Genomic DNA, 22,667 nt, shown 5'->3' on the forward strand with positions numbered 1-22,667 from the left:
AGGGTAATAAGCGGGATCAAAGCCCTTACAGCAAAGCCCCAAAACATGGCACCACTAAGGGTTGCACGGGTCTTGACTATAGCACACTCAAAAATATATCCGCATCCGCAACAGAGCCCATCGGTAAATTAACAAGACTCCCTAGAGCATGAAAGCTAACTTAATCGATCTGCTCCGAGGTCAGGTGGTTCCTCCTGCCAAAAAAATCCCCCGCAGAAAGAAGCGTTTTGCCTATCTTTCTGCGGGGTTAAGCTTGGGAACATGCAGGCGAAGCGCTGCGAAAGCCAACGGGAGCAGCACTTCATCTCGCCGCCGAGAAGGTCTCGCCCTTCCGTCCGGACCCTCGTTGCTCCTTGGGGATCAGGCACGCGGTTCGAGGAGTGAGGCGCAAGGGTTTCTCGGCAGGCAAAGGAGGCAGAAGGCCTACTCGGAAGCGGTCTCCTCTTCCTCATTGCGGCCACGGCGATTGCGGCGTACGACGATCTTGTTGACCTCGGCAGTGAGCTCTAGGGCACGCGCCTTGCCCTCGGGAGTGAGACCCACCTGCAGGGTGCGGGTGGCATCAGGGGTGGCGCGGTTGCGGCTTACCAGACCGCGGTCTACCAGGCTGGAGACCGACATGGACACCGTGGGCTGCAGAAGGCCCAGGGTGCGTACGATCTGAGAGACGCTCATGGAGTCATCGCCGGAGAGCTGGAGAGCCAAAAGCACCAGGTCGCCGGACATGCAGAACATGGTGCCCATGGCATCCACGAACTTGCAAATGCGCTCAGGGCTGGAGCGGTGAAGAGGAGCGCCGTTTTGGATGTTATTGCATACCTCTGCGCAGAGCTGATCTTTGACCTCGATGCCCTTCTCAGAGATCTTGCAGCATACGTTGCGGCGGTCAGACTCGCCCTCGTGGCGGGTAATGAGGCCCAAGCGCGCCAAGTGGTTGGTGCGATGGGTCATGGTAGGACGCAATACGCCCTGATAATCGGCGATCTCGGAAGTACGCAATTCTTCGCCGGCCTCATAAAGGTGACAGAGAATAGCGAACTCATCGAAGGTCAGGCGCTCCTTGGCCGGAGTCTTCTGCCTTACGACGTTGCACGCACAACGTACTGACATGTATTCCTTAAGATCCATTCCGTGCCTCCCGTATCCCAATAGCTCCTTTTAGCGGCGCAATTTGCGCCGCCCTCGCACCTAATGCGAGAACAGATTGCTTATATACAGGTACATAGTACAACCAAAAGAGCGAGATTACTCCTTCTATTTATTAGAAAAGTAAAATTGGATAGGTCAGTATCTGTTCAATTACCTCAGTAATTTTAGTTTATTGTGTAACTATTATTCATTTGTTAGAACTAATTATTTATAATTATTTTTGTATTATTACCTGTAATTATGTATAGTTATAGTGAAATTTAGGGAGGTCTTTTTTAGATACATTTTGTATCTATATTACATCTACAAATCGCAGGTTATAAAAAGATAACGACGCAGGTTATCACCTGCGCCGCCACAGAATCGTTACGATTTATGCCTCTTGGGGCTCTTCGTTGCGATACATCTTGTGAGGAGCTGAAACTCCAATGAGCTTGAGAGCCACTTCCAGGTTGATGCGCACCGCATCGCAGACTGCCAAACGGGCGCGGGTAAGCTCGGGGTCTACCGGGTTGTTCTCAGAGGGCAGGATCTGACACTCGTTGTAGAAGCGATGGAAGTTGGAAGCCAGCTCCTGCACGTAGTGGGTGATCCGGAAGGGTGCACGGTCACGGGCACAACCTGCGATAAGGTCGGTGAACTTGGACATAGTACGGGCCAGCTCGGCCTCAGCAGGGTTGGTGAGCAGAGAGAGGTTGGGATCCTCGCCAATAGCCTTTTGAGCTACGGCTTCCATGCCCATCTTCTCTGCCTCCTCATAGGTCACGCCTGCAGCGCGACGCAGGATGGAGCAGATGCGGGCATGGGCGTACTGCACATAGTAGACAGGATTGGAGCTGTCCTGACGGCGTACCGCCTCAATGTCAAAGTCGATGGTCTGGTTGGAGCTGCGGGAGATGAGGGTGTAGCGAGTGGCGTCAGGGCCGGCCTCTTCGATGAGCTCGTCGAAGCTCACCATGGTGCCGCGGCGCTTGGACATGCGCACGGGCTCGCCATTGCGAAGCAGATTCACAAACTGGCCCAGCAGCACCTCGTACTTACCGGGGAAGCCCAAGGCGGCAGCCGCAGCTTGCACACGCTTGATGTAGCCGTGGTGGTCTGCGCCCAGAATGTTGATCTCATAGTCATACTCGGTGAGCTTGTCCCAGGTATAGGCTACGTCGGAGGCAAAGTAGGTGTACTCGCCGTTGGACTTGACCACTACGCGGTCTTTGTCATCACCAAAGTCAGTGGTGCGGAGCCATAGGGCGCCGTCATCGGTGCGGTAGAGAAGGCCCTTGTCCTCCATCATCTTGAAGGTGCGGCTGATGGGACTCTCGCCGTTCTCGTCTTCCACATAGAAGGCACGCTCGCTCTTCCAGTTATCAAAGTGGCAGCGCACCGAATCGCAGGTCTCTTTGATGGCAGCCAGCTGACGCTGGTAGGCGCGCTCGCGGAACTCAGGGGCGCGTACGGACTCGTCCACATCCACCCACTTGTCGCCATCCACTTCGTAGAAGTGCTTGGCGATCTTGATGATGTAGTCTCCGCCGTAGGAGTTGCCGCCCAGCGCCTCATTGAAGGCGTCCATGTAGGGGTGAGTCTCAGGATGAGAATCGTCCTCGTCCTCGATGTAGTTCTCGCGGTCTTGGATGAGGTAGTCCACCGCGCCCTGAGCATCCAGGACAAACTTCTCCATGACCTCCACCAGCTGGAGGTAACGCTGGGCCACGGACTCGCCAAAGACGTCCATCTGAGAACCGTGATCATTGATGTAATACTCACGCTGCACATCGTAACCAGCGAAGTCCAGTACGTTGCACAGGGAATCGCCAATGGCAGCCCAGCGGCCATGGCCCACATGGAGAGGGCCGGTGGGATTGGCAGAAATGAACTCTACCTGGACCTTTTCACCATGTCCGATATCCGAGCGGCCAAAGTCGGGGCCCTCAGCGCGGGCCTCGGCGAAGATCTCGTTATGAGCAGCGGTGTTGAGATAGAAGTTGATAAAGCCAGGGCCGGCGATCTCCACTTTCTCAATCTCGTCAGAGGCAGGCAGGTATTCTACGATGGCCGCAGCGATCTTAGGAGGAGCCATGCGGGCCAAGCGGGCAGAGCGCAGTGCCACCGTAGAGGTCCACTCGCCATGCGAGGTGTCTGCCGGGCGCTCGACACCTGCGTCCTCCACCACAAACTCAGGCAGCACACCGGCTTCCTGAGCTGCAGCAATGGCCTGTTTTACAAGCTCCTCGATGGTTTCGGGCATGGGGATATCCTTTCTTCTCAAAAGAGCAATCACAAGATACGCGATCTCATAAAGTAAGCGATTTTATCCAAAACAAACCATAGCATCCTGAGACACGCCCCCGGCAGCAGGTTCTATTGGGCGCCGGGTCTTTGCACATTGAAGCATCTAGGGGCAAAAGGCGAGCCCAGGGCTAGATTCGTCGCTCGCTATGGCTGGCACGCTCGCGCTCCTCGCGGGCCAGTTGGCTGCGAAGAGAAGAGAGACCGGGCTCGAGCCCTACAGGATAGAGCTGCGGATTGAGGAAGCGGCGGGTGGCCGCATCCAAATACATCATCGCGTCGCGGCAGCGCTGACGCGCTTGGGCAATGGTGCCGTTTTCACCGGCACCCTTGCCGCCCAGCACCATGGGCACCAGGACGTCTGAGGCCTCTGCGCCGCGAAAGTCATAGACCGTGTCTGCGTCGAGGACATTGACGGCAAAGCCGTCTTGGGAGGGATCGCGATACTCGTCATCAATAATCACGTCGCCAATGGGCACGCCAGCGGCGTCGCGGTAGCGCACCAGTCGCTGGACGCCTGGGATAGTGCGCTTATAGGCCATCTCAGAGAGCTTCATGGTGGGCTGCCACTGACTTTGACCTGCGCTCTTGTAGGCGGAGAGCTTGTAGACACCGCCCAAAGAGGGCTGCGGATCGCAGGTGGCCAGCTTAGTACCTACCCCAAAGGAGTCGATGGGGGCGCCCTGGGCAAAGAGGGACTGAATGGTGTATTCATCCAAGTCATTGGATGCGCTGATCTTTACGTAGTCCAGGCCCTCTTCGTCAAAACGCGCACGGGCCATCTTGGAGAGCTTCGCCAGATCCCCAGAGTCGATGCGCACGGCAGCCAGACGCTCGCCTGCAGCCTCCATCTCCTTGGCCACCACGATGGCGTTCTCTATGCCCTGCACCACGTCATAGGTATCGAGCAGCAGCACGCAGTTCTTGGGAAATGACTTGGCGAACGCACGAAAGGCGTCTATCTCTTTAGGAAAGGCCATGACCCAGCTATGGGCATGGGTGCCAAAGACCGGAATGCCGTATATCTTTCCTGCGAGCACATTGGAAGTGGAACTGGCGCCACCAATATAGCTGGCACGTGCCACAGCCAAGCCGCCATCAGGACCTTGAGCACGACGAAGGCCAAAGTCGCTTACTGCGTGACCTTCGGCTGCCTGTACCACGCGGGCGGTCTTGGTAGCCACCAGGGATTGGAAATTCACCAGGTTGAGCAGCGCAGTTTCGATAAGCTGGCAGGCAATGATGGGCCCTTGGACGCGTACCAAAGGCTCTCGAGGAAATACGATGTCGCCTTCTTGCACCGCATAGATGTCCAGATCTATGGAGAAGCCGGCCAAATAGTCCAAGAACTCTTCCTTGAACATAGGGCCGCCGCCGGGGGCCTCAAGGGAGCGCAGGTACTCAATGGAGTCTGGCGCGAACTTGAAGTTCTCTACCAGGTCTGCGATTTGGCCCGTACCGCAGGCTATGGTATAACCCCCGCCAAAGGGATTCTCGCGAAAGAACACCGTGAAGGCACCGTGGGTGTCTGTCATGCCGGCCTCCCAAAACCCCTGAGCCATAGTGAGCTCATAGAGGTCTGTGTTGAGAGCCACGTCGGTAGGTACGGTGCGATCAGTGAGGGACATTGGTCCTCCAGTCAGAAAGCTTGAAAGCGCAAGGCCTTAGAAAGGCATGAATGCCTTCCATAGTAACGCGCTTGCGCAATTGTTACGGCCCTAAGTATCAAGCGGACATAGGGTTGCAATTAAATCAGCGTCTCGTTTAAGGGACCGGAGCCACTGCGCAACGGCTGCTTCAGAGATGTCGGCCATCGATGCTGCTCCCTTCTACAAAAAAAGCGCCAAGGCACTCATAGGGAGTGCCTTGGCGCAAAGCCCGCAGCTTATAGCAAAGCCTACTTTGGGGCGGTAACTACATAGATGATGCCGGCGATAAGCAATACAAAACAAATGGCCAGCACGATCTTTTGAGCCACTGGCATACGCAGATCATCGTCTGGCTCCATACGCTGACGTGCCTGTTCGAGCTGAGCGTCTTCCGCGGCTCGCTGAGCCTGCTGGACCTTCTCGGCACGCAGCTGCTCTAGCTCGGCACGCTCCCTTTGAGCAGCTTCCTGCTCCTGGCGGGCGGCCTTCTCGGCACGCAGCTGCTCTAGCTCGGCACGCTCTTGATCAGTGAGCGAGTTGTTCTGATCTGCCATAGGTCTCCCAATCTGTTGAGGTCGAGGCTACTTGTCCTCAGCCTCCATCTCGGCGACCAGGACATCCTTGGCTGCTTTGGCCTCGGCCTTATCGGCCTCGCGCTCAGATTCAAGGCTATGCTCGAGCTTGCCCTCGTGCTCCTCGAGCTGCTCGTGCTCGGCCTTGACGGCCTCTTCGCGCTCCATCTTTTCTTTGCCGCCAATACCAGAACGGTTGTTAAGCGGCTCATCATAGATATATGCCATGTTGGCTCCTCACAAAAGAGGGCGCGCACAAGTGGGCGCCCTGCCGACAGTTGAGGCTAACGGCCGATCTCCTCATCGCGCGTGGTCTCATAGTCAGAGTCGTACTGCGTTTGACGAAGATAACCCTTCTCCTCGTTCTCGATCATGTCTGCCCGAGCGGCGTTGAGCGTCTCGCGGTGCTTCTTGGCAGCCTCGTGGCGGTTGTCAAGCGCCTCCTGCTCAGCCTCGGTCATCTCTTGGGGACGGTCGAGATTCTTGGATTCTTGAGTCTCTTGGTCACGGTCGAAGTAATCGAACATGTCTCCTCCTAAGATGCCAGACACGATCATCTGGCGTGGTCTATACCCTGAAGCCTGATGGACAAAAGGGCTTTACCCAATCTCTGGAAAACTCGGAGACGTAAATGAGGGATTCGTTCATAAATCAACGGTCTGCGGCAGGTAAACATATCTATGTTGGGTCCCCCGACGGAAGGCTTTTGAGACTACAGCTCCGGGCCCTCCACTCCCGTGGTGTCGAAAGAGGGCACGAAACTCTCTGACACCGTGCCGCCTTGTTGCCACCACAGGCGCTCAAATCCCAGGTCGTCGGCATGATCGAGCACCAGTTCGTACTCTTCTGAACTCACTGTGAGCGCCAGCTCGTCCTCGCGGGCCCGACATCGCTCGTTGGGGGTGTACTGGTTCATGACCGAAAGATCGCAATCGTTGCCGCAAATCTCCCATACGCGGTCAAGCACCGTGCAGGAATCCTGGGCGTGACCGGGCATCACTAGATGGCGCACCACAATGCCTTGAGCAAGCGTGCCGTCCTCGCGCTCCACTCGCCCTCCTTTGGCAGCCGTCACTTCATGCATGGCGCGCAATGCGGCTGTTGCCACCTCGGGATAGGTTGGGGCTGCCGAGAAACGCTGAGCCACCTGGCTTGAGGCGTATTTGAAGTCAGGAAGCCAGATGTCGATGTAGGGTTCCAACTCATAGATAAGCTGGGGATCCTCAAAACCCGAGCTATTGCAAAGGATGGGCAGCATGAGCCCGGCCTCTTTGGCCCGTGCGATTGCCGCAGCCACCGTGGGTGCAAAGTGAAGGGCGGTAACCAGATTGATGTTGAGCGCTCCTTGGGCTTGCAGCTCGATCATTATGGCTGCCAAGCGCCCCTCGCTTATCTCAACCCCAAAGCCACCAGAGCTGATCTCATGGTTTTGACAAAAGACGCAGCCCATGGGGCATCCTGAGAAGAAGATGGCTCCAGAGCCGGCCTCTCCCGAGATGGGAGGCTCCTCCCAATAATGAAGTGCCGCACGCGCCACTTTGAGCTGGGACGTCATGCCGCAAAGACCGCGTTGACCTGCCGTGCGGTCAACGCCGCACCTGCGAGGGCACAGGGTGCATTGGCGATAGAGAGCGGGGTCGAGAAGCTGCGCCATAGGGGCTCCAAACTAAAAAAGGACGCTCTGCTCAAGCGTCCTCTTAAAAAGGCATTGCGCCTTGAAGTATGTGGTGGAGACGAAGGGAATCGAACCCTCGGCCTCTGCCATGCGACGGCAGCGCTCTCCCAGCTGAGCTACGTCCCCTTGGGAAGTGCATCGCTGAGTATGGCAGACCACAGGCAAAGCTGTCAATGTAAAAGGCCAGGATGCTAAAAAGAATGCATCCTGGCCTGGTAATTGCTAGTCGACCTCGCGGGACGATAATGAACCCACCTCTCACAGGTGGGTGTCCTCGTCGTCGGTTCCAGCTTCCTCATCAACGGAGGATACCTGTACTGAGATCGAGATGCGGACTCCCTGAAAAAACTTGTCGGTTCACCCAGTTTGTACCGCGAAGATCGACAACCTCATCTTACCCAACCCTTATTTTTTAGTCACGAGCACGCTCCAGAAGACCGCAAACGCTACCATTTCTGCGGAAAACGGCATCTGGATGCCCAGGCGGGCCTTTACGAGCTCGCAAGGTCTGTGGGGGCATTTGGGGAAGAAGCTCGCCTGACGTACACTAAGAGCTCCAAGACAATGACAGGCGCGCCCAAGCAGCGCCCTAGAAAGGAGCACAGGTGGCCCTACTATCGTGGTTTCCCTATGCCTGTGTCTTTCTGGCCGCGCTTTTGGGTTGCGTGATCACCACCCCAATCGCTCGCAGGATTGCCGTACGCGCAGGCGCCATCGATGTGCCCTCGCGCAGGCGCGTCAACACGCATCCCATCCCCCGCATGGGCGGCATCTCCATCTTTCTCGGCTTGGCTGCTGCAGCTGTCGTGCAATGGCTTGGGACTACCTACCTGAGCTGGCCCGTCGTGCTTATCCCTAGCCCCAAGCTGTCTGTCACCTACCATGGCATCGTGGCCTCTATGATCTGCATCTTTGCGGTAGGCCTGGTGGATGACGCGAAATCCCTCAGGCCTCTCCCCAAGCTTGTTGGTCAAATCCTGGCAGCCACCATCGCTGCCGCCAGCGGCCTTTTGATTGGCGACATCGTGAACCCCTTTGGCGGCCCTGAGATTGCCTTGGGCCCTCTGGCCTACCCGGTCACCGTCATCTACCTGGTAGCCTTCGCCAACATCGTCAACCTTATCGATGGCTTAGATGGGCTTGCGGCAGGCATCACTTGTATTTCCAGCTTCACCATGTTCATCTTGTCCGTGCTCTGCGGGCGGGTTGACGCTGCCACCTTCGCGTTGGCCCTGTGTGGTGCCACCCTGGGCTTTTTGCGTTACAACTTCTCCCCCGCCTGCATCTTCATGGGTGATTCCGGCTCGCTTTTGCTGGGCTTTACTCTAGGATGCATCTCACTGCTCTCGGTCACGCGCGTAGCCGGCATCACCACCCTGCTTTTGCCTTTGGTGCTCGCCGGTATCCCCATTATCGATACCTTCTCAGCCATCGTCCGGCGCAAGCGCGCCCATATCTCTGTGGGCCAAGCCGATCGCGGCCACATCCACCACCGCCTCATCGCCGAAGGCTTCGACCAGCGTCAGGCGGTAGTCCTCATCTACCTCTGGACCGCTGCCCTCTGCCTAGGCGCCGTCATCATGACCCAGGTGGAAGTAGGTCCCCGCATCGTGGTCTTTTGCCTGTTGGTGGCCATGTCTGCCGTCTTTGTGATCAAGCTCAAGCTTTTCCAGCCGGTGCTGCTTCACCATTATGACGATCAGGGCAACGACGAGCTCATTGGGCCCGACGACCCCAGCTTCAAAGAAGAGGCCCATCGCCAGCACATGGATTCCTAGCAAGATTATTGAAGGGGCGAGGCCTATCTTGCCCAGCGAGTTCTTCGCGCAGCGAAGAGGTTTGAAGATGGAAGGGATAGACCCCACCTCTTCCATGGCCGTCGGGCAAGACAGATGGGCCTATAGGACAGATAGCGTGCGGTGATAAGGGATGGTGGCCTGCGTCAGACCTGCCTCAACGCCCCTAACCTGTAGGCCAAATTTACCTTCATGATTTACAAGTGCTCTTTGCGGCTAGAAGAGGGGCAGTGTGAAAGCAGGGCCGCTTTCACACTGCAAAACCCCGGCTAAATAACGGAAGTTCAAAAGCAGACCTGCCTGTGAGATGGGAACGCAGGACAGATGAGGTTTGGACTGGGCGCCGCTTCATGCCTACTAAGTACCATTTCGCGCCTACTAAGTACTTAGTAGGCCGATTTCGCCCAAAATCTGCGTCTTATTTTATTTAAGTATTACATCACCCAAGCTCACAAAGTTGGTTTCATATTAAATTGTACTTAGTAGGCGCCTGCTGGAGGAAATGTACGGAGGAAATGTACTTAGTAGGCCCCAGCGTTGTCTCTCTTCTGCATCTTGGTCCTGCAGGCCTCACAGACCACCTTTTTCATCGAGCCCTCCTACCACTAGGATGTAACGGCCCGATTCTGCAGCCTTTAGCTGGGGCGATTCTGCAGCCTTTAGCTGGGGCACTACTGCATTGGATAGCGCACTTTCTGTCCGGGTCCCTTAAGCCGAAATATGCTCCAACCTTGGGCGGCAGGGTTTCTCGGCATAAAAAACGGCCCTGCACCCAAAGAGATGCAGGGCCGATTGGCAATGCGAGGTTACTGGGCCAGGGCCTTCTTGGCGACCTCGGCCAGCTGGGCGAAGGTGGCCTCGTCCTCGTAGGCGATCTGGGCGAGCACCTTGCGGTCCAGCTCGATGCCGGCGAGCTTCAAGCCGTGCATGAAGTTGGAGTAGTTGAGCTCGTTCATGCGGGCAGCGGCGTTGATGCGCTGGATCCAGAGCTTGCGGATGTCGCGCTTCTTGTTGCGACGATCGCGGTACTGGTACTGCATGGAGTGGCGGCTCTGCTCCTTCATGCCGCGCAGGGTGCGCGAAGAAGTGCCGTAGTAGCCCTTGGTGCGCTCTTGAAGAGTGTGACGACGCTTTTTGGCGTTAACGGCGCGCTTGACTCGTGCCATGAAAATCAACTCCTAACAGGGGCCGCAAGATGCGGCGCAAAGGACCACGCAACGCGGTCAAAGACATGAGTGGGACGGGAAAAGCGCGAGCTACTTGCCCATGCGCTGGGAGACGACCTTGGCGTCGCAGGGCTCCAGGAGCTCCTCTTTGCGGAAGCTGCGGATACGCTTGGGCGACTTCTTGGTGAGGATGTGGCTCTTGAAGGCCTTGGCGTGCATGATCTTGCCGGTGCCGGTGCGACGGAAGCGCTTGGCGGTGCCCTTGTGGGTCTTCATCTTAGGCATACTAGTTCTCCTTCTTATCCTGGGAGTCTTCGGGGGTCTTCTCGTCGAAGGCGCCCTTGATGGGAGCAACCAGCATGTGCATGTTGCGGCCTTCCATCTTGGGCTGAGACTCTACGGTGGCATAGGGCTTGAGGTCGTCGGCGAGGCGCTCGAGCACGTTGAGACCCTGCTCGGGATGCGCCATCTCGCGACCGCGGAACATGATGGTGATTTTTACGCGCGCGCCCTTCTTGAGGAAACGCAGCACGTGACCTTTTTTGGTCTCATAGTCGCCGGTGTCGATCTTGGGACGGAACTTCATCTCTTTGATCTCGACCTTTTGCTGGTTCTTGCGAGCGGCCTTTTGTTTGATAGCCTGCTCGTACTTGTACTTGCCGTAGTCCATCACCTTGCATACGGGGGGCTCGGCATTGGGAGCGATCTCTACCAGGTCGAGGTTTTGCTCGTCTGCGATGCGCTGGGCATCGCGAATGCCAAAGAGGCCGAGCTGCGAGCCATCGACGCCAATGAGACGGCAGGTACGGGCGTTGATTTGGCCATTGATGAGAGGTCCATCGTTCTTGGCTATGTTAAAACACCTACCTTTCTGGGCGATTTGCATCGCCTGTCACTACGTCGCGAGGATGCGAGGCACCACATCGACGCATAGAAAAACCGGAGGCTCCACAGGGGCGCCGCCGGTCCACAGACAAATCTTGTGAGCCCATAAAGGGCGAAAGATGCGTTTGTAAGAACCAGCCAGCAGCCTAAAGGCGCCGATCAGGTGGGGACGCAAGGTCCCACTTAGCTGCAGAGGTTTCTGCGCAGTGACAAATACTACTGCATGCCGAGAAGATCCGCCACCCCAAGGGCTACAACCTTTGGACGACACAAAGAATCTCCACAGCTTTTGGCGCTGGATGCCCAGGGACGAGGAAGATGATACCGCCTGGGAAGATGCGAGCTTCTCGGCAAGGCAAAGGTTTTTAGCAAGATACTCCATGGTATTCTAGGACTAGGTCGAGACGCCGGCACTCTTAGGGTGGCTGCAGCCGGCCGAGCGAGATTGGGACAACCGTCGAACTCGGTCTTTGCAGGCCGAGAAGGGAGTGCGTCATGCAGTCTTTTGTGATCGAACCATCATTTTGGGATCTTTTTCCAGAAGCCTCAGTAGGATGTATAGTCGTGCGCGACATGAAGTCGGCCCACGAGGTGAGCCAGGAAGACCGCGCGCGTATCGCCACGCTGTTGAGCCAGGCAAACACCCAGGCAACACGCCACCTGGACTCGCCTGCCCTCTCTGAGAATGCGCCCATCAAGGTATGGCGCGACGCCTATAAGAAGTTCAAGACCAAGCGTGGGGCCCGCTGCTCGGTGGAGAACCTCTTTCGCCGCGTGCTCAAAGACAAGCCGGTGGAGCCCATCACGCCTTCGGTGGATCTGTACAACATCGTGAGCCTGCGCCACGCCTTCCCGGTGGGCGGCGAGGACGTCAACGCCTTCGTGGGCGATCTGCGTTTAGGCGTCACAGAGGGCGGCGACGCATTTTTGCCCCTAGGCGAAGATGCTGAGGATCCCACGCTGGCGGGTGAGGTGTGCTATCGAGACGACGCGGGCGCGGTATGCCGATGCCTCAACTGGAGAGACGGCCAGCGCACCGCCCTCACCGACGACTCCCACGACGCCTTTCTAGTCATCGAGAACGTGGATCCGGCACGCTCCCAGGATCTCGAAGCAGCCTTGGCCGACCTAGGGTCCTTGATTGGCGAGTTCCTTGGGGGCACAGTGACCGCTCAAGACATCCTCACTGCCGAGAAGCCCCGGCTCACCCTAGTTGAATAGCCCGAGATGGGTTCCTGCCTTTGATGAGTTGCAACGCTGGAGAGCGCCTGTGGGAGGCTTCATTCCCGCAGGCGCTCCTCTGAAACCCGATGGGCTCTGGACACCTCAGCCTTCTGCCACAAAGGCTGAAGTGAGATTGCTGGCCACTCCGCACAGCAGGCCGCCGATAGGCCAGGCCAACCAGAAATAGGGGGTTGCATAGCCCGGTACGAAGAGCATGACCAGCCCTGCGATGGTGGCGATGAGCATGATGGCGCCGCAGAGACCTCCGGCGATGCGATCGCGGCGGCCTTTGGGCGTGAGGCCACCATCGTTGGCCACAGGGATTTCTGCAAACTCCGCCGATTGGGAGTTGTAGGAATCGATATCCATACCGCCCCTGAGCATCGAGCCGTAGATGATGGACCATACTCCTAGAGCCACGCAGCCCAACAGCAAACCCGCACCTAGCGTGTCTTTGGCCAGGAGACTCTCGATGAGTATGCAGATGCCCACCCCTGCCAAGATGAGCAAGATGCCTCCCACCAGGTGGCGAATGAAGCTCTCTTGACATTGCTCGCGCTCTTGAGCCGTGTAGAAGTCTTCGATGTAGGGATGATCCTTCACAAAGGCGGCATGCCTCATGCTTGCAGGAATGATGAGCGCCAAGCCCACTGCCACCAGTGCGAGCAGCCCTATGGCACCCGCTGTCTCAGAGGTTTTGGCGGCTATTCCCAATACATCGCCAGCGGATTGGATCAGGCACAGCAGCGCCGGCCCCAGAATGAAGCAGCCCACGCCCAGCGAGATGCTCCAGGCAAAGCCGGTGCGCTCCTCATCGTAGCCGCAAAGGTCTGCAGGCTCTAAGGCCTCGGGTTGGGAGGGCTGGGTTTCTCGGCCGGAAAGATCGCCGCAAACCAGCTCATCCAAGGTGCATGAGAAGATCTCGCAGAGCTTTAAGAGCTTGTCCATCTCAGGCGTAGACTTGCCGGACTCCCACTTGGTCACCGACTGCCGAGAAACCCCCAACAACATGGCCAGTTGCTCTTGGGTCATGGATCGGCTCATGCGCAGGTAGGAGAGGTTGGTACGAAAGCTCATAATGTGCCTTTCAGAGGTTGGACGAGCAGTGCACATGCTTCCGGCCTGGGCTGTGCACAGGCCATCTGGGGAAGAACGCTGGCTTCACTATGCAGGTGCAAGGGTGCTCATTCTACCAACCGGCGGCTTCATTTTGGACTTATTTCAGGCGCCCGTTGGTTGCTAGGCGCAGGTAGATGACCTGGTTGGGGAACTATAGCCCCTACCTATTCGCCCTATTCTCCATATCCTCACTAATAAGCTGTGGTGGAGATGCCCCAAATGCTCCTATTCGCGTTATTAGAGCATTATCGGCAATGGGCACACGCGTTGCCCATTGCAGCCACGCCTCTTATGGCGTGAATTTTTCATAGTTGATGCACTTCGCGCACCTTCACAAATGCCTTGCGACCCAGTGCGGCGCTTCAGCCGATTTTGCATAATCAAATAAGAAAACAGGCCACCGCCAAACTTGGCGATGACCTGCATGTTTTCCTGGTGCCCGAGGTGAGATTCGAACTCACATGAGCGCGAGCTCAGAGGTTTTTGAGTTGGCATTAGGTGCAGGCATATTGGCTTGTTACCTGCGCATTCTCAATAACGATGTATAGAAATACTCCCAGTTTTAGCCCATTTTCCTACCATCTTGCGAACCCTTGTGTCTGCACGTTAATGCAACGACTCTCCTATCCTCTTCGATGCCTGCTCCATAGCTGAGAGTGCCGGGCGGTAGTAGTTTCGATAAGTGCTCGTATGCTCGGATCGTCCATGCATCTTGTCCACAAGATCAGGCGCTACGCCTGCATCCAATGCAAGCGTGTCGGATGTGTGCCTAAGCGTTCCTGGCGGAACAGGTCGCAATCCATTGCGGGCGATCCAGTCTTTCCACCGCTTGTTAAGCTTCCACTCGGTGACGTTGACCATACGCTCTTGAGGGTCACACTGCTTGGCGATCTCCATAAGACGCTGGCGACAGGGGCTAAAGACGGGCACAGACCTCGCTCGGTGATCGTTCTTCATCTCATCCCTAAAACCATTGACCTCATTGAAAGTGCAGCGCACAGTGACAGTCATGGTCTCAGTCTCTTTTCCGGTCATGAAGTCGTAAAGACGTGTGACCGAGAGGTCGCAGGGACGGGCGCCCATAGCCTCGCTCTTGGACAACGTCGAGAGTCCTAGGCAGAAATAGGCTTGCACCTCAATGGGCGCATCGTCGAGCACGTCCATCGCCTGGATGATCTCGTGGGCATCCCATGGCTGGATAGGCTCTTTGTGCTTTTGGACTACGTTGACTCGGCGCTCGAGCGGCTTCTCTGTGAGATAGCCGTCATCATAGGCGGCCCTGAGCACGGTGCGGAGCACCGCCTTACATTGCCTGGGAGATGCCGACTCGCGAATGATGGCTGCAGCTTTGTCATGGGTGATGCGGTCGAGCCGTAAGCCGCCGATCTTAGGCAGAACATAGGCTTTCATTACATAGTCATAGCCCTTGAGGGTGGTTGGAGCCCTGGGCTTTCCTCGATTGCTTGGCGCATCCCTAAAGAAGGACCAGTAGTAGGTCGAAAGGGTCATCGAGTCGCCGGTGAAGTCTGATGCACCGAGCTGCTTGGCCATGCGCACAACTTCTGCCTCTGCCTCATCGCTTGTCACGTTGTGCAGTGTCTTGGTAAGCACGCGACGCTTGCCGTCGCTCCTATAGCCACGCGACACTCTGATTTTGCAGCTCTTGCCATCGTCAGACCACTGAATGTTGCCCATCTTCCGATAATTGGTTTTCCGCTTGGCCATGGCACCCGCCTCTTTTACCGATCGCTCTTACGAGCCTCCACCGACGCCACAGACACCATCCTGGTGGCGCCTACTCGCCAGGATTCAAGCAGCCCAGCATCGCAAAGCTGGGCCACGCGCTGACGAGAGAGACCCAGTGCCCTGGCTGCCTCGGCGGAAGACATAGCCGGCACGTCTGCCAAAGAGGTATCCACCGACACCACCAGGATGGAGCCGCCCTGTCTTGGCTCATTTCCAAGAGGAAGGCTGGGCATAGGCTCATCGCGCATAAGGAAGTCCTGGGCATAGCCGCGCACGTAGTCCACGCACATGGCGACGGCGTCGGCACGGCTTAGGCCTTCAGTGCCGGCACCGAGCCCAAAGGCATAGCAGACACAGCGGCCTTCCTCATGAACCATTTCAAACTCGCATGTAAGGGTAGCCATAGTGGCTCCTTTCTATTGATAACGGACGGCCCGAGGGCCGGGCCCCTAGCGGAGCCCGGCTTGTCTGAGGATCCTATTCGCAAGTCCCTCACCGATGTCCTTGTGAGCCGGAACCATCACGGTGACGTTTCCCTTGCGAAACTTGAGGTGGCCTCTTTGGCCGATGTAGACGAACCCGGCCGCCTCAAGCTTGCGGATGATCTCTCTTTGCTTGGCCATCCGTACCTCCTTTCCATGTCTATATATTGACACTGTCTATTGTCGTTGTCAATACTAGAAAGGAGGTATTTTAGTTTGAAAAGGCATTGCGTTAGGTTGAACAAAGTATTCATAGGGAGTCATTTTAAAAACGCTGTTTTAAATTGGTTTGTCCAGAATTCCCATTATCTTCATCACTTTTGTTTTCAACCCAGAATCAGAGGAGAGCCTGCCAAGTACTTGATCTATCTGATTAACTATTAGTCCCTGATATTCTCCATCCGTCATCACGAGCTTCAATTTTTGACATAACTCTGCGTATCTAACGTCTTTATTTCTGCCAAACCTGGCACAGAATAGTCTTTCTCCATGAGCACAGGTGTTTCTAAAGTTGTTGGCAGTTTCATAGACTCTGCTTACCTTCTTTTGCAAAACCCTTTTGCCAACAGCTTCTGATAGATACTGTGCAGTTCTAATCTGATCTGCAGTGGTCATAAGGTTATAAAAATTTGACATGACACCAAATGTAAGACAACCGCTAACCACCCAAAGGGGAACACCGTGCTCCCTATTCATATAGTGCTTTATATAGTCTTTCCTTCTGTTGTCTTTTGCGGTCTCTAAAGAATGTATTAATTTACCTAAATTCTTTTGATAATCTCTACCCTGCGGGTATTGATCTACTGTTCTGTAATTACTTTGATCTAAGTAGTCTTCTACTCCCCTGTGGCTATAACAGAAAGCATGAACAGTAGCTGTTTTCAAGCGGCTTTCCACTACCAGAATTGCATCTAAGGTTCTATTGCGAAGCTCTCGATCAAAGTTATAAAGAGTAGTTAGCTGCTCAAAAGTGCATCCTTGGACATAGATTTCATGACCTCTAGTACTCCGGCCTCTATCTAAGAACAATTCCTTATATCCATTGACCACTCGGTAATAATTGTTGCTGAGCAAGAATCTCTTGGCCATTTCTTTATCAGATACGACCATCCCTCGGTCTTCCAGTTTAGCAATTTGCTCTTCTATGGTCGTAAAGGGGTGGACATCTCCCATAACAATCCTTTTCGACAACAAGAAAGGGGCCGTACCCGAAGGCGCGCACCCCTTTCCAGATGTCAGCCGAACGAAGTGCTGACACCAGATCCGTGATGACAGTCTATCCTACAAGAGAATTATTATTTATAACAATCCGAGATATATCACCGAATGGGCTACGTAAACACTATGATCTGTGCACTTAAGCGTAGTGCACAGATCAATGATGGTGTCCAAAGGACAAAAACTGGGCATCGGACCAATTGGCATCAATAGTGATTCTGCAATTCCCGCTCCCATTTGTATTCCGAAATCAAAAAACACGAGAACACGTCCCTTAAGCCAGTCTCGGTAATTTTGCGGGTGATTAATCACTTAACATTGGAGGCCATTGGAACATGTCTCAATCAATGGGGAGCGTTCGCTCGTCAGAGGCTGGCTTCGTCGAATATACGTGCTCTACCGTCGATGCCGTTTGGATTCCTTTTGGTCCACGCCTGGCAACAGACCGCATCCTGACGTGGTAGATGGAGCCTGGTCCGCAGTCAACGGTTGGATCTCGTGCGATCACCCTGTCCAAGAACTCTTGATCGTCCATCTTGGCAAGGAAGTTTAATCCATTGAGGTCGGAGAACTGCCATTCGCGCCTATTCTTTTCATAGACTGGGCTGATAAGAAACAGCGTGCGGTCACACACCTCCTCTAAATCGGAGGTAAGAGGTGGCAGGTTCGCGTCTTCGAATCCGCTAAACTCTCCCCTCTCCATGACAAAAGGATCGTCCTTAGCATCAGGCACAGATACTCTCATTCCGGTGACCCCCTCGCACTGGTCCACTGCCTCCACCATTCTCCTCATTGACTTCTGGGCTATCGGATCAGAACAAAAGTTGTATTGGTTGATTGTCGTGATCACTGTAGATCCGTCGCCTGTGGATATGTTGACGGAGTCACCCTGCTGCTTCGCTTCCTTGGCCCCTCCCCGCTCGGAGAGTTCCTGGCGAAGTTTGAGGCCTGAGAGGGCCAGTTGTACAGAGCTATTGAGAAGCGACACCACTTCCACGCTCGACCCAGCAAGAAGCTGGCCAAGACTGACAACTACCCCGAGCATCGCGTCAAGACACCCGTCATCAACACTCTTGATGACAGTATTGACCTCGATGCCGGGCATAGCGTGAGCCGATGCGATCTTGATGAGGTTTGAATAGTCGATGATTGCCTTTGAAAAGTTGACGGCATCCACTCCATCGAACTCACCGTTGAATTTAAATGAGACCGTCAGGCCGCGACGCACGATATCCATAGGCCTCCTTCCATCCACATTAATGAGACCATTCTACCGATTGTGTGTCCCCTCCAACTAGGCTCCCATACCCGGTCGCCACAGCCTACGAGGTGAAAGGCTATGTAGTTAGGTCTTGGAGGCGGATCCACTCTTCCCAGTCGTCGGGAGCTTGGAAGTGAAACACTGTGCCCAGGACTCGGATGGGGCCGTCCTCCCAACGAAGCACGATGTCCTCGATGTCGGCATCGAAGGAGTCGGGAGAGAGCACGAGGGTGCGGCCCGTGGAATACCATCGTCGCATGAGGGCGCTGTAGCTCACGACCAGCGAAGGAGTCGATCATTTTTTACCGAATAGAAGAGCAAGCACGATCAAGATTGCCACAATAATCGGCCACCATGTCACCAATGCATAGATGGCAAGCGCTACCAGAGCAACAATTAGTACAATCTTTACCAATGGCCAAATGTTTGTACTCTCCCCAGCAGCATCTCCCAATGACCCTTTGCTATGGCTCGCAGAACCGCCGGTTGAGCCAGCGGCTTCATTGGTAGGCAGCTCCAGCATATCCTGATGCACCACCTTGAATGGCTGCTGCCTGCCCAGGCCTCTGACCATGTTTTCCGCATAGTCATCGTAGGGGACGATTTCGACGTTGGTGCGACTCTTATACTCCTGGGCCTTCTTGATTTTCGAATCTCCGGGGTTATCAAGCACGACCAGGTGCGTGGTCTTGAGAGTAACTCGATCTTGGAGCGCTGCACCAAGTTGGTGAGCCTGCATCATAAGGTCATGCACACTGGGTGACTGGAACCGCCCAGTGAAGACTATCGAGCAACCGGTAAGGGGACCATCATGCGGAGTTCCAAACACAGCAGCTCTCTCGGTCGTTGCAATGATGTTCTTTCTCATTGCCTCTAAACAGAGCCAAGTCGCACGGGCGTCCGCCAGGGCATCGTGGCCGCCGGGGGAAATGCCATAGTCATGACAAAGATCTTTAAGCTTCCTGCGATATCCAAACATTGATTTTGCGACACTCATACAATCGAACGCTTTCCATTCGGGAAGCTTGACGCCATGTCTCCTTGCATTGCTTTGGAGCATGGGTACATCGAAGCTGTCGGAATTGTATCCGACAATGGGAAAATCGCCCACAAAGTCTATGAACCGACGAATCGCTTCGTCGGTTTTTGGGCTACCGGAGACCATCGACCGAGTAATCCCATTGACTCTTTGCGCTTCTGGAGATAACGGCACGTCAGTGTCCACATAGGTTGCAAACGACTGTTCTTCCAACCCATCAACAATGCGAATAGCGCCGATCTGGAGAATGCCGTCACTCTCGCAAGACAGCCCTGTGGTCTCGAGGTCGAATACGACATATGAAGTTGGATACTTTTCTATAGGAAACTGGCTTGAGCCATACGACATATGAATTCTTCCTTCATCTATCGAAGCTTTACGTTCCAACGCTCGTTAGAAAACTCAGAACTTCCAGTTATAGGTGGGCATAAACCAGACCACACGCCCGATGATGGTTATTTCCTCAGTACCATCCTCGCCATAGTCGTAGATCTTCGGCTTGTAGGTTGGATCGGTGGAGTCAGGCGACAGCTCGAAGCCGTTTGCTAAAACGTTAACCCGCTTGACAGTCGCATCAAATCCGTTGACACACACTGCATAAGGCTGCCCTGGGTAGTCCACCTCGTTGCATGGGTCTATGAGGGCAAGACAGCCGTCAGGCAGTATGCGATTCATGGACGTACCTCTGACTCGTAAGAAAAAGGCCTTCGGCCAATGGCGCTTTACGCCACCAGGGACACTCACAAGCTCATCGACAGGAATCATCTCTATAGGGATACCAGCAGCTATGGACCCGTAGACAGGGATCTCTGCTTCATCGTCATTCAGGACTTCTATCGGAGTTGGATCATCAGAGACGCCCATCAGGAATGGCACTGATACTCCCAAAAGGTCGGCTAGCGTCTTTATCTCGTCGGCCCTGATTTTTCGAGCACCAGACTCATATCTCTGGATCGTTGCCTGCTGAACGCCATAGGCATCTGCCAGCTTTTCTTGGCTCCAACCCTTAAGTGCACGAGCCTCAGAAAGCCTCTGCCTAATCTCGGCCATCTCAATGCGCCTCCTGAACTGAATACAACTTAAGTGAGATTTTTTCATACCAAAGTGGTTTACAGCTAATCCATTTCGGTATATAGTCTCAATTGAATTGAAACCGTTTTGGTATATAAGAGGTGCATATGCGACGCGCAAATCTTGCTGCAGAACGAGCACGCCGAGGTTGGACGCTTGCCGAGGCAGCATTCCGTATCGGTGTTTCCACAAACACATACATGGAATGGGAGAAGGGATCCGGCTCAATCCGATCCGAAAACCTCGAACGGCTCCATGACTTGTACGGGCGACCAATCGAGTACCTGCTCAAGCGAGAGTCAGATCAAACCACCGACTAACAAACACGACTTAAGGAGAACCACATGTCAAAAAAGGTCGAAATCAAAGAGCTAGAAGGTTTCGCTGACCACGTCGTCGGCGCCATCAGCCACATCGAAACTCGTGCCACGCCTAAAGATGACAGCAAAAAGGCCAAGCGCAAGGCCGCTGCTGCCCAGGCGTTCGCTTCTGGCTACAAGAACGGCTTTGTAGAAGCCATCTACCTCATCACCGTTGCGGCTCGTCAAGGCATTCCCAAAGACCTCGGTTCTAAAGAAAGCGCCAAGGCACTCTACCTCTCCATGCTCGACGACGCTATCGGCGAATTTCTCGGCGAGTAGTACCTGGCCACCCGACTATCTCAGCTGCAAAGAAGGTGAACCATGCAAGACATCCAGACCCATTCAAACGAAGCGTTAGGCGCGAATATCCGCACCATGATCGACTCGGATGGAAACACCCGCTTTTGCGCCAAGGATTCTGCAGTAGCGCTGGGATATTCCGATCCCACGAACGCAATTAAGCGCCACTGCCGTGGGGTGTCGTTTCGCCACCCCATCGTGGACGCGCTGGGCCGTACCCAGGAGGCCGTGTTCATCACCGAACCGGATCTCTACCGCCTCATTTCTCATTCCAAACTTCCCGCCGCCGAGCGCTTTGAGGCATGGATCTATGAGGAGGTCCTGCCCTCCATCCGTCGTCGCGGAGGCTACATGGTGGCGGCAACAGAGGAGACTCCAGAAGAGACCATGGCCCGCGCCCTCCTCATCGCCAACGACGCCCTCAAGCGCAAGGATGCCCGCATCGCAGAGCTGGAGCCCAAAGCCCTTTTCGCCGATGCCGTGGCTGCCAGCGACGGCACATGCCTGGTGGGAGAGCTGGCCAAGATGATGCGCCAGAACGGCGTCGAGATCGGGCAGAACCGCCTCTTCGACCTTCTCCGTGAAGAAGGCTACCTGGGGAAGTGCGGCTCCAACCGCAACGTGCCCACCCAACGTGCCATGGAGATGGGCCTCTTCCGCATCAAAGAGACTGCCGTCACCCATTCCGACGGCCACGTCACCATCAACCGCACTCCCAAAGTCACCGGCAAAGGCCAGTCCTACTTCATCACGCGCTACTGCAAGGACGCCTCATGAGCCCGCGAACCCGGATCTCCCAGGTAGATCTTCTCGGCATCCCCTATAGGGTCCAGTACGTAGAGACGGTCTCTCGCGAGGATGCCTTGGACGGACTAATCTGCCCCGATGATCGCACCATCCGCATTTATCAGGGGCTTTTGGAAGACGAGGCCACCGAGGTGCTGATCCATGAGGTGATCCATGGCCTCCTGATGCGCCTCGGACGCATGGAAGAAGCCGATGACGAGTGCCTTGTGCAAGGACTCGCCATCGGGCTTCACCAGGCGATCAAGAGCGTCAGTGCTTGCGTGCCTTGTGATCTGCCAAGGTCTTCCCCGCCTTGCTCTTTTGAGGCTTAAGCGTGCTTTTGGTTGCGAGCTTCTTTGCAGCCGCCCCCGTCTTACCACCGTGATGAACCGCCATCCTTCTCACCTCCTCTCATAACTCAAGTTAGGAGACCTCCCATGACCCAAAAGACCTGTTTAGAAGGAGCTTGCCCTTCATTAGAGCCTCAACCGGAAATAGGCGTCGATGTCCCGTACACCTCATACCTGGTCCATGAGCTCCAGAACAGAGACAGCGTCATCACTCTGGACGTGGCCCCAGAGGAGAGAGCGACGCTTACCGTTCCTGGGCCGGCGAAGGTGCTGATCGTCCTGGATTAGCGAATGCGAATCGACGGCCACTTCCCTTGGATGAACTGCCGATAAAACCGTCCTTTCGAAGCGGCATAGAAGAACTGGCTCGCAATGTTTTCTGGCACGCCGAAATACCGATAGGTACCTCCCTGGCGAAATGCGACATAGAGCGAGCCAACTTCGTAGCCGATTGCTGCGATGGCCGTCGAAGCGACAGGAATCATCTGCATTGCAACCTCCTATCTAATTTTTATTTAGATACTACCAGAT

27 protein-coding genes and 1 tRNA gene are annotated in these 22,667 nt (G+C 55.2%); 7 read left to right on the forward strand and 21 right to left on the reverse strand.

Annotated features, from left to right (window positions below; genetic code table 11):
• Positions 1 to 423 precede the first annotated feature (423 nt).
• The 8 genes from OR601_RS06110 to OR601_RS06145 all read right to left on the reverse strand — a co-directional run bounded on the left by OR601_RS06110 (position 424) and on the right by OR601_RS06145 (position 7,457).
• Positions 424 to 1,128: a MarR family transcriptional regulator gene (locus OR601_RS06110; protein WP_265591364.1), complete on the reverse strand. Its 705-nt coding sequence runs from the start codon at positions 1,126 to 1,128 to the stop codon at positions 424 to 426.
• A gap of 394 nt (positions 1,129 to 1,522) precedes the next feature.
• Positions 1,523 to 3,394: an arginine--tRNA ligase gene (gene argS, locus OR601_RS06115; RefSeq protein WP_265591365.1), complete on the reverse strand. Its 1,872-nt coding sequence runs from the start codon at positions 3,392 to 3,394 to the stop codon at positions 1,523 to 1,525.
• Between the two features lie 172 nt (positions 3,395 to 3,566).
• The gene (locus OR601_RS06120) at positions 3,567 to 5,063 is read right to left on the reverse strand and encodes a nicotinate phosphoribosyltransferase (protein WP_265591366.1); all 1,497 of its coding nucleotides are present in this window, start codon (positions 5,061 to 5,063) and stop codon (positions 3,567 to 3,569) included.
• 269 nt (positions 5,064 to 5,332) lie between these two features.
• Positions 5,333 to 5,638, reverse strand: coding sequence for a hypothetical protein (locus tag OR601_RS06125; RefSeq protein WP_265591367.1), 306 nt, complete (start codon positions 5,636 to 5,638; stop codon positions 5,333 to 5,335).
• Between the two features lie 27 nt (positions 5,639 to 5,665).
• On the reverse strand, positions 5,666 to 5,884 hold the full coding sequence (locus OR601_RS06130) for a hypothetical protein (protein WP_136013034.1): 219 nt from the start codon (positions 5,882 to 5,884) through the stop codon (positions 5,666 to 5,668).
• A gap of 56 nt (positions 5,885 to 5,940) precedes the next feature.
• Positions 5,941 to 6,183 carry a hypothetical protein gene (locus tag OR601_RS06135; RefSeq protein ID WP_136013033.1) on the reverse strand — a complete coding sequence of 81 codons (243 nt, stop codon included), beginning with the start codon at positions 6,181 to 6,183 and terminating at the stop codon, positions 5,941 to 5,943.
• 185 nt (positions 6,184 to 6,368) lie between these two features.
• Positions 6,369 to 7,310, reverse strand: a complete 942-nt coding sequence (locus OR601_RS06140) for a radical SAM protein (protein ID WP_265591368.1) — start codon at positions 7,308 to 7,310, stop codon at positions 6,369 to 6,371.
• 71 nt (positions 7,311 to 7,381) lie between these two features.
• A tRNA-Ala gene (locus OR601_RS06145) sits at positions 7,382 to 7,457 on the reverse strand.
• A 479-nt stretch (positions 7,458 to 7,936) separates the two neighbouring features.
• Between OR601_RS06145 and OR601_RS06150 the strand changes: the two genes are divergently transcribed.
• Positions 7,937 to 9,109 (forward strand): glycosyltransferase family 4 protein, encoded by a 1,173-nt coding sequence (locus OR601_RS06150; protein ID WP_265591369.1) that lies wholly within the window; start codon positions 7,937 to 7,939, stop codon positions 9,107 to 9,109.
• Positions 9,110 to 9,933: 824 nt separating this feature from the next.
• Here OR601_RS06150 and rplT read toward each other — a convergent pair.
• From rplT to infC, 3 genes are all read right to left on the reverse strand, one after another.
• Positions 9,934 to 10,293 (reverse strand): 50S ribosomal protein L20, encoded by a 360-nt coding sequence (gene rplT / locus OR601_RS06155; protein WP_136013030.1) that lies wholly within the window; start codon positions 10,291 to 10,293, stop codon positions 9,934 to 9,936.
• A 90-nt stretch (positions 10,294 to 10,383) separates the two neighbouring features.
• The gene (rpmI, locus tag OR601_RS06160) at positions 10,384 to 10,578 is read right to left on the reverse strand and encodes a 50S ribosomal protein L35 (protein WP_136013029.1); all 195 of its coding nucleotides are present in this window, start codon (positions 10,576 to 10,578) and stop codon (positions 10,384 to 10,386) included.
• A 1-nt stretch (position 10,579) separates the two neighbouring features.
• Positions 10,580 to 11,179 (reverse strand): translation initiation factor IF-3, encoded by a 600-nt coding sequence (infC, locus tag OR601_RS06165; RefSeq protein ID WP_265591370.1) that lies wholly within the window; start codon positions 11,177 to 11,179, stop codon positions 10,580 to 10,582.
• Between the two features lie 572 nt (positions 11,180 to 11,751).
• Here infC and OR601_RS06170 point away from each other — a divergent pair.
• Positions 11,752 to 12,399, forward strand: coding sequence for a B3/B4 domain-containing protein (locus OR601_RS06170; protein WP_323373092.1), 648 nt, complete (start codon positions 11,752 to 11,754; stop codon positions 12,397 to 12,399).
• Positions 12,400 to 12,504: 105 nt separating this feature from the next.
• Here OR601_RS06170 and OR601_RS06175 read toward each other — a convergent pair whose 3' ends face one another.
• The 9 genes from OR601_RS06175 to OR601_RS06215 form a co-directional block, all read right to left on the reverse strand.
• Positions 12,505 to 13,479 carry a helix-turn-helix transcriptional regulator gene (locus OR601_RS06175; RefSeq protein WP_265591372.1) on the reverse strand — a complete coding sequence of 325 codons (975 nt, stop codon included), beginning with the start codon at positions 13,477 to 13,479 and terminating at the stop codon, positions 12,505 to 12,507.
• A gap of 648 nt (positions 13,480 to 14,127) precedes the next feature.
• Positions 14,128 to 15,246, reverse strand: coding sequence for a tyrosine-type recombinase/integrase (locus OR601_RS06180; RefSeq protein WP_265591373.1), 1,119 nt, complete (start codon positions 15,244 to 15,246; stop codon positions 14,128 to 14,130).
• A 14-nt stretch (positions 15,247 to 15,260) separates the two neighbouring features.
• Positions 15,261 to 15,671, reverse strand: a complete 411-nt coding sequence (locus OR601_RS06185; RefSeq protein WP_265591374.1) for a helix-turn-helix domain-containing protein — start codon at positions 15,669 to 15,671, stop codon at positions 15,261 to 15,263.
• A 45-nt stretch (positions 15,672 to 15,716) separates the two neighbouring features.
• On the reverse strand, positions 15,717 to 15,890 hold the full coding sequence (locus OR601_RS06190; RefSeq protein WP_168896700.1) for a type II toxin-antitoxin system HicA family toxin: 174 nt from the start codon (positions 15,888 to 15,890) through the stop codon (positions 15,717 to 15,719).
• A 138-nt stretch (positions 15,891 to 16,028) separates the two neighbouring features.
• The gene (locus OR601_RS06195; protein WP_265591375.1) at positions 16,029 to 16,922 is read right to left on the reverse strand and encodes an Abi family protein; all 894 of its coding nucleotides are present in this window, start codon (positions 16,920 to 16,922) and stop codon (positions 16,029 to 16,031) included.
• Between the two features lie 385 nt (positions 16,923 to 17,307).
• Positions 17,308 to 18,204 carry an LAPAL motif-containing putative phage structural protein gene (locus tag OR601_RS06200; protein ID WP_265591376.1) on the reverse strand — a complete coding sequence of 299 codons (897 nt, stop codon included), beginning with the start codon at positions 18,202 to 18,204 and terminating at the stop codon, positions 17,308 to 17,310.
• A 100-nt stretch (positions 18,205 to 18,304) separates the two neighbouring features.
• Complete coding sequence (locus tag OR601_RS06205) at positions 18,305 to 18,487, reverse strand: hypothetical protein (RefSeq protein ID WP_265591377.1); 183 nt, start codon at positions 18,485 to 18,487, stop codon at positions 18,305 to 18,307.
• 36 nt (positions 18,488 to 18,523) lie between these two features.
• The gene (locus OR601_RS06210; RefSeq protein ID WP_265591378.1) at positions 18,524 to 19,615 is read right to left on the reverse strand and encodes an exonuclease domain-containing protein; all 1,092 of its coding nucleotides are present in this window, start codon (positions 19,613 to 19,615) and stop codon (positions 18,524 to 18,526) included.
• 54 nt (positions 19,616 to 19,669) lie between these two features.
• Entirely contained in the window at positions 19,670 to 20,317 is a 648-nt protein-coding gene (locus OR601_RS06215; RefSeq protein ID WP_265591379.1) for a LexA family protein, read from the reverse strand.
• A gap of 128 nt (positions 20,318 to 20,445) precedes the next feature.
• Between OR601_RS06215 and OR601_RS08700 the strand changes: the two genes are divergently transcribed.
• From OR601_RS08700 to OR601_RS08705, 5 genes are all read left to right on the forward strand, one after another.
• A complete protein-coding gene (locus OR601_RS08700) occupies positions 20,446 to 20,658 on the forward strand; it encodes a helix-turn-helix domain-containing protein (protein WP_369945521.1) in 213 nt (70 codons plus the stop codon).
• A gap of 24 nt (positions 20,659 to 20,682) precedes the next feature.
• The gene (locus tag OR601_RS06220) at positions 20,683 to 20,979 is read left to right on the forward strand and encodes a hypothetical protein (protein ID WP_168896707.1); all 297 of its coding nucleotides are present in this window, start codon (positions 20,683 to 20,685) and stop codon (positions 20,977 to 20,979) included.
• Positions 20,980 to 21,021: 42 nt separating this feature from the next.
• Positions 21,022 to 21,777: a phage antirepressor KilAC domain-containing protein gene (locus tag OR601_RS06225; protein WP_265591380.1), complete on the forward strand. Its 756-nt coding sequence runs from the start codon at positions 21,022 to 21,024 to the stop codon at positions 21,775 to 21,777.
• A complete protein-coding gene (locus OR601_RS06230) occupies positions 21,774 to 22,118 on the forward strand; it encodes a hypothetical protein (RefSeq protein WP_265591381.1) in 345 nt (114 codons plus the stop codon). Before OR601_RS06225 ends, OR601_RS06230 begins: the two co-directional genes overlap by 4 nt.
• A gap of 105 nt (positions 22,119 to 22,223) precedes the next feature.
• Positions 22,224 to 22,424 (forward strand): BC1881 family protein, encoded by a 201-nt coding sequence (locus OR601_RS08705; RefSeq protein ID WP_369945524.1) that lies wholly within the window; start codon positions 22,224 to 22,226, stop codon positions 22,422 to 22,424.
• On the opposite strand, the gene OR601_RS06235 is transcribed toward OR601_RS08705, so the two are convergent.
• Positions 22,421 to 22,627 (reverse strand): KTSC domain-containing protein, encoded by a 207-nt coding sequence (locus OR601_RS06235; RefSeq protein ID WP_168896711.1) that lies wholly within the window; start codon positions 22,625 to 22,627, stop codon positions 22,421 to 22,423. The two genes, OR601_RS08705 and OR601_RS06235, sit on opposite strands and share 4 nt — an antisense overlap.
• Between the last annotated feature and the right edge of the window lie 40 nt (positions 22,628 to 22,667).

The organism is Leptogranulimonas caecicola (assembly GCF_023168405.1).
GTDB classification, from domain to species: domain Bacteria; phylum Actinomycetota; class Coriobacteriia; order Coriobacteriales; family Atopobiaceae; genus Leptogranulimonas; species Leptogranulimonas caecicola.

Coding starts and splice junctions, on each gene's coding strand:
- OR601_RS06205 (WP_265591377.1), bottom strand. CDS start 18,487: ATGCGACGATGGTATTCCACGGGCCGCACCCTCGTGCTCTCTCCCGAC.
- infC (WP_265591370.1), bottom strand. CDS start 11,179: ATGCAAATCGCCCAGAAAGGTAGGTGTTTTAACATAGCCAAGAACGAT.
- argS (WP_265591365.1), bottom strand. CDS start 3,394: ATGCCCGAAACCATCGAGGAGCTTGTAAAACAGGCCATTGCTGCAGCT.
- OR601_RS06210 (WP_265591378.1), bottom strand. CDS start 19,615: ATGTCGTATGGCTCAAGCCAGTTTCCTATAGAAAAGTATCCAACTTCA.
- OR601_RS06170 (WP_323373092.1), top strand. CDS start 11,752: ATGAAGTCGGCCCACGAGGTGAGCCAGGAAGACCGCGCGCGTATCGCC.
- OR601_RS06230 (WP_265591381.1), top strand. CDS start 21,774: ATGAGCCCGCGAACCCGGATCTCCCAGGTAGATCTTCTCGGCATCCCC.
- OR601_RS06120 (WP_265591366.1), bottom strand. CDS start 5,063: ATGTCCCTCACTGATCGCACCGTACCTACCGACGTGGCTCTCAACACA.
- OR601_RS06185 (WP_265591374.1), bottom strand. CDS start 15,671: ATGGCTACCCTTACATGCGAGTTTGAAATGGTTCATGAGGAAGGCCGC.
- OR601_RS06175 (WP_265591372.1), bottom strand. CDS start 13,479: ATGAGCTTTCGTACCAACCTCTCCTACCTGCGCATGAGCCGATCCATG.
- OR601_RS06180 (WP_265591373.1), bottom strand. CDS start 15,246: ATGGCCAAGCGGAAAACCAATTATCGGAAGATGGGCAACATTCAGTGG.
- OR601_RS06220 (WP_168896707.1), top strand. CDS start 20,683: ATGTCAAAAAAGGTCGAAATCAAAGAGCTAGAAGGTTTCGCTGACCAC.
- OR601_RS08705 (WP_369945524.1), top strand. CDS start 22,224: ATGACCCAAAAGACCTGTTTAGAAGGAGCTTGCCCTTCATTAGAGCCT.
- OR601_RS06130 (WP_136013034.1), bottom strand. CDS start 5,884: ATGGCATATATCTATGATGAGCCGCTTAACAACCGTTCTGGTATTGGC.
- rpmI (WP_136013029.1), bottom strand. CDS start 10,578: ATGCCTAAGATGAAGACCCACAAGGGCACCGCCAAGCGCTTCCGTCGC.
- OR601_RS06235 (WP_168896711.1), bottom strand. CDS start 22,627: ATGCAGATGATTCCTGTCGCTTCGACGGCCATCGCAGCAATCGGCTAC.
- OR601_RS06110 (WP_265591364.1), bottom strand. CDS start 1,128: ATGGATCTTAAGGAATACATGTCAGTACGTTGTGCGTGCAACGTCGTA.
- OR601_RS06195 (WP_265591375.1), bottom strand. CDS start 16,922: ATGGGAGATGTCCACCCCTTTACGACCATAGAAGAGCAAATTGCTAAA.
- OR601_RS06225 (WP_265591380.1), top strand. CDS start 21,022: ATGCAAGACATCCAGACCCATTCAAACGAAGCGTTAGGCGCGAATATC.
- rplT (WP_136013030.1), bottom strand. CDS start 10,293: ATGGCACGAGTCAAGCGCGCCGTTAACGCCAAAAAGCGTCGTCACACT.
- OR601_RS06190 (WP_168896700.1), bottom strand. CDS start 15,890: ATGGCCAAGCAAAGAGAGATCATCCGCAAGCTTGAGGCGGCCGGGTTC.
- OR601_RS06200 (WP_265591376.1), bottom strand. CDS start 18,204: ATGGATATCGTGCGTCGCGGCCTGACGGTCTCATTTAAATTCAACGGT.
- OR601_RS06125 (WP_265591367.1), bottom strand. CDS start 5,638: ATGGCAGATCAGAACAACTCGCTCACTGATCAAGAGCGTGCCGAGCTA.
- OR601_RS06140 (WP_265591368.1), bottom strand. CDS start 7,310: ATGGCGCAGCTTCTCGACCCCGCTCTCTATCGCCAATGCACCCTGTGC.
- OR601_RS08700 (WP_369945521.1), top strand. CDS start 20,446: ATGCGACGCGCAAATCTTGCTGCAGAACGAGCACGCCGAGGTTGGACG.
- OR601_RS06135 (WP_136013033.1), bottom strand. CDS start 6,183: ATGTTCGATTACTTCGACCGTGACCAAGAGACTCAAGAATCCAAGAAT.
- OR601_RS06215 (WP_265591379.1), bottom strand. CDS start 20,317: ATGGCCGAGATTAGGCAGAGGCTTTCTGAGGCTCGTGCACTTAAGGGT.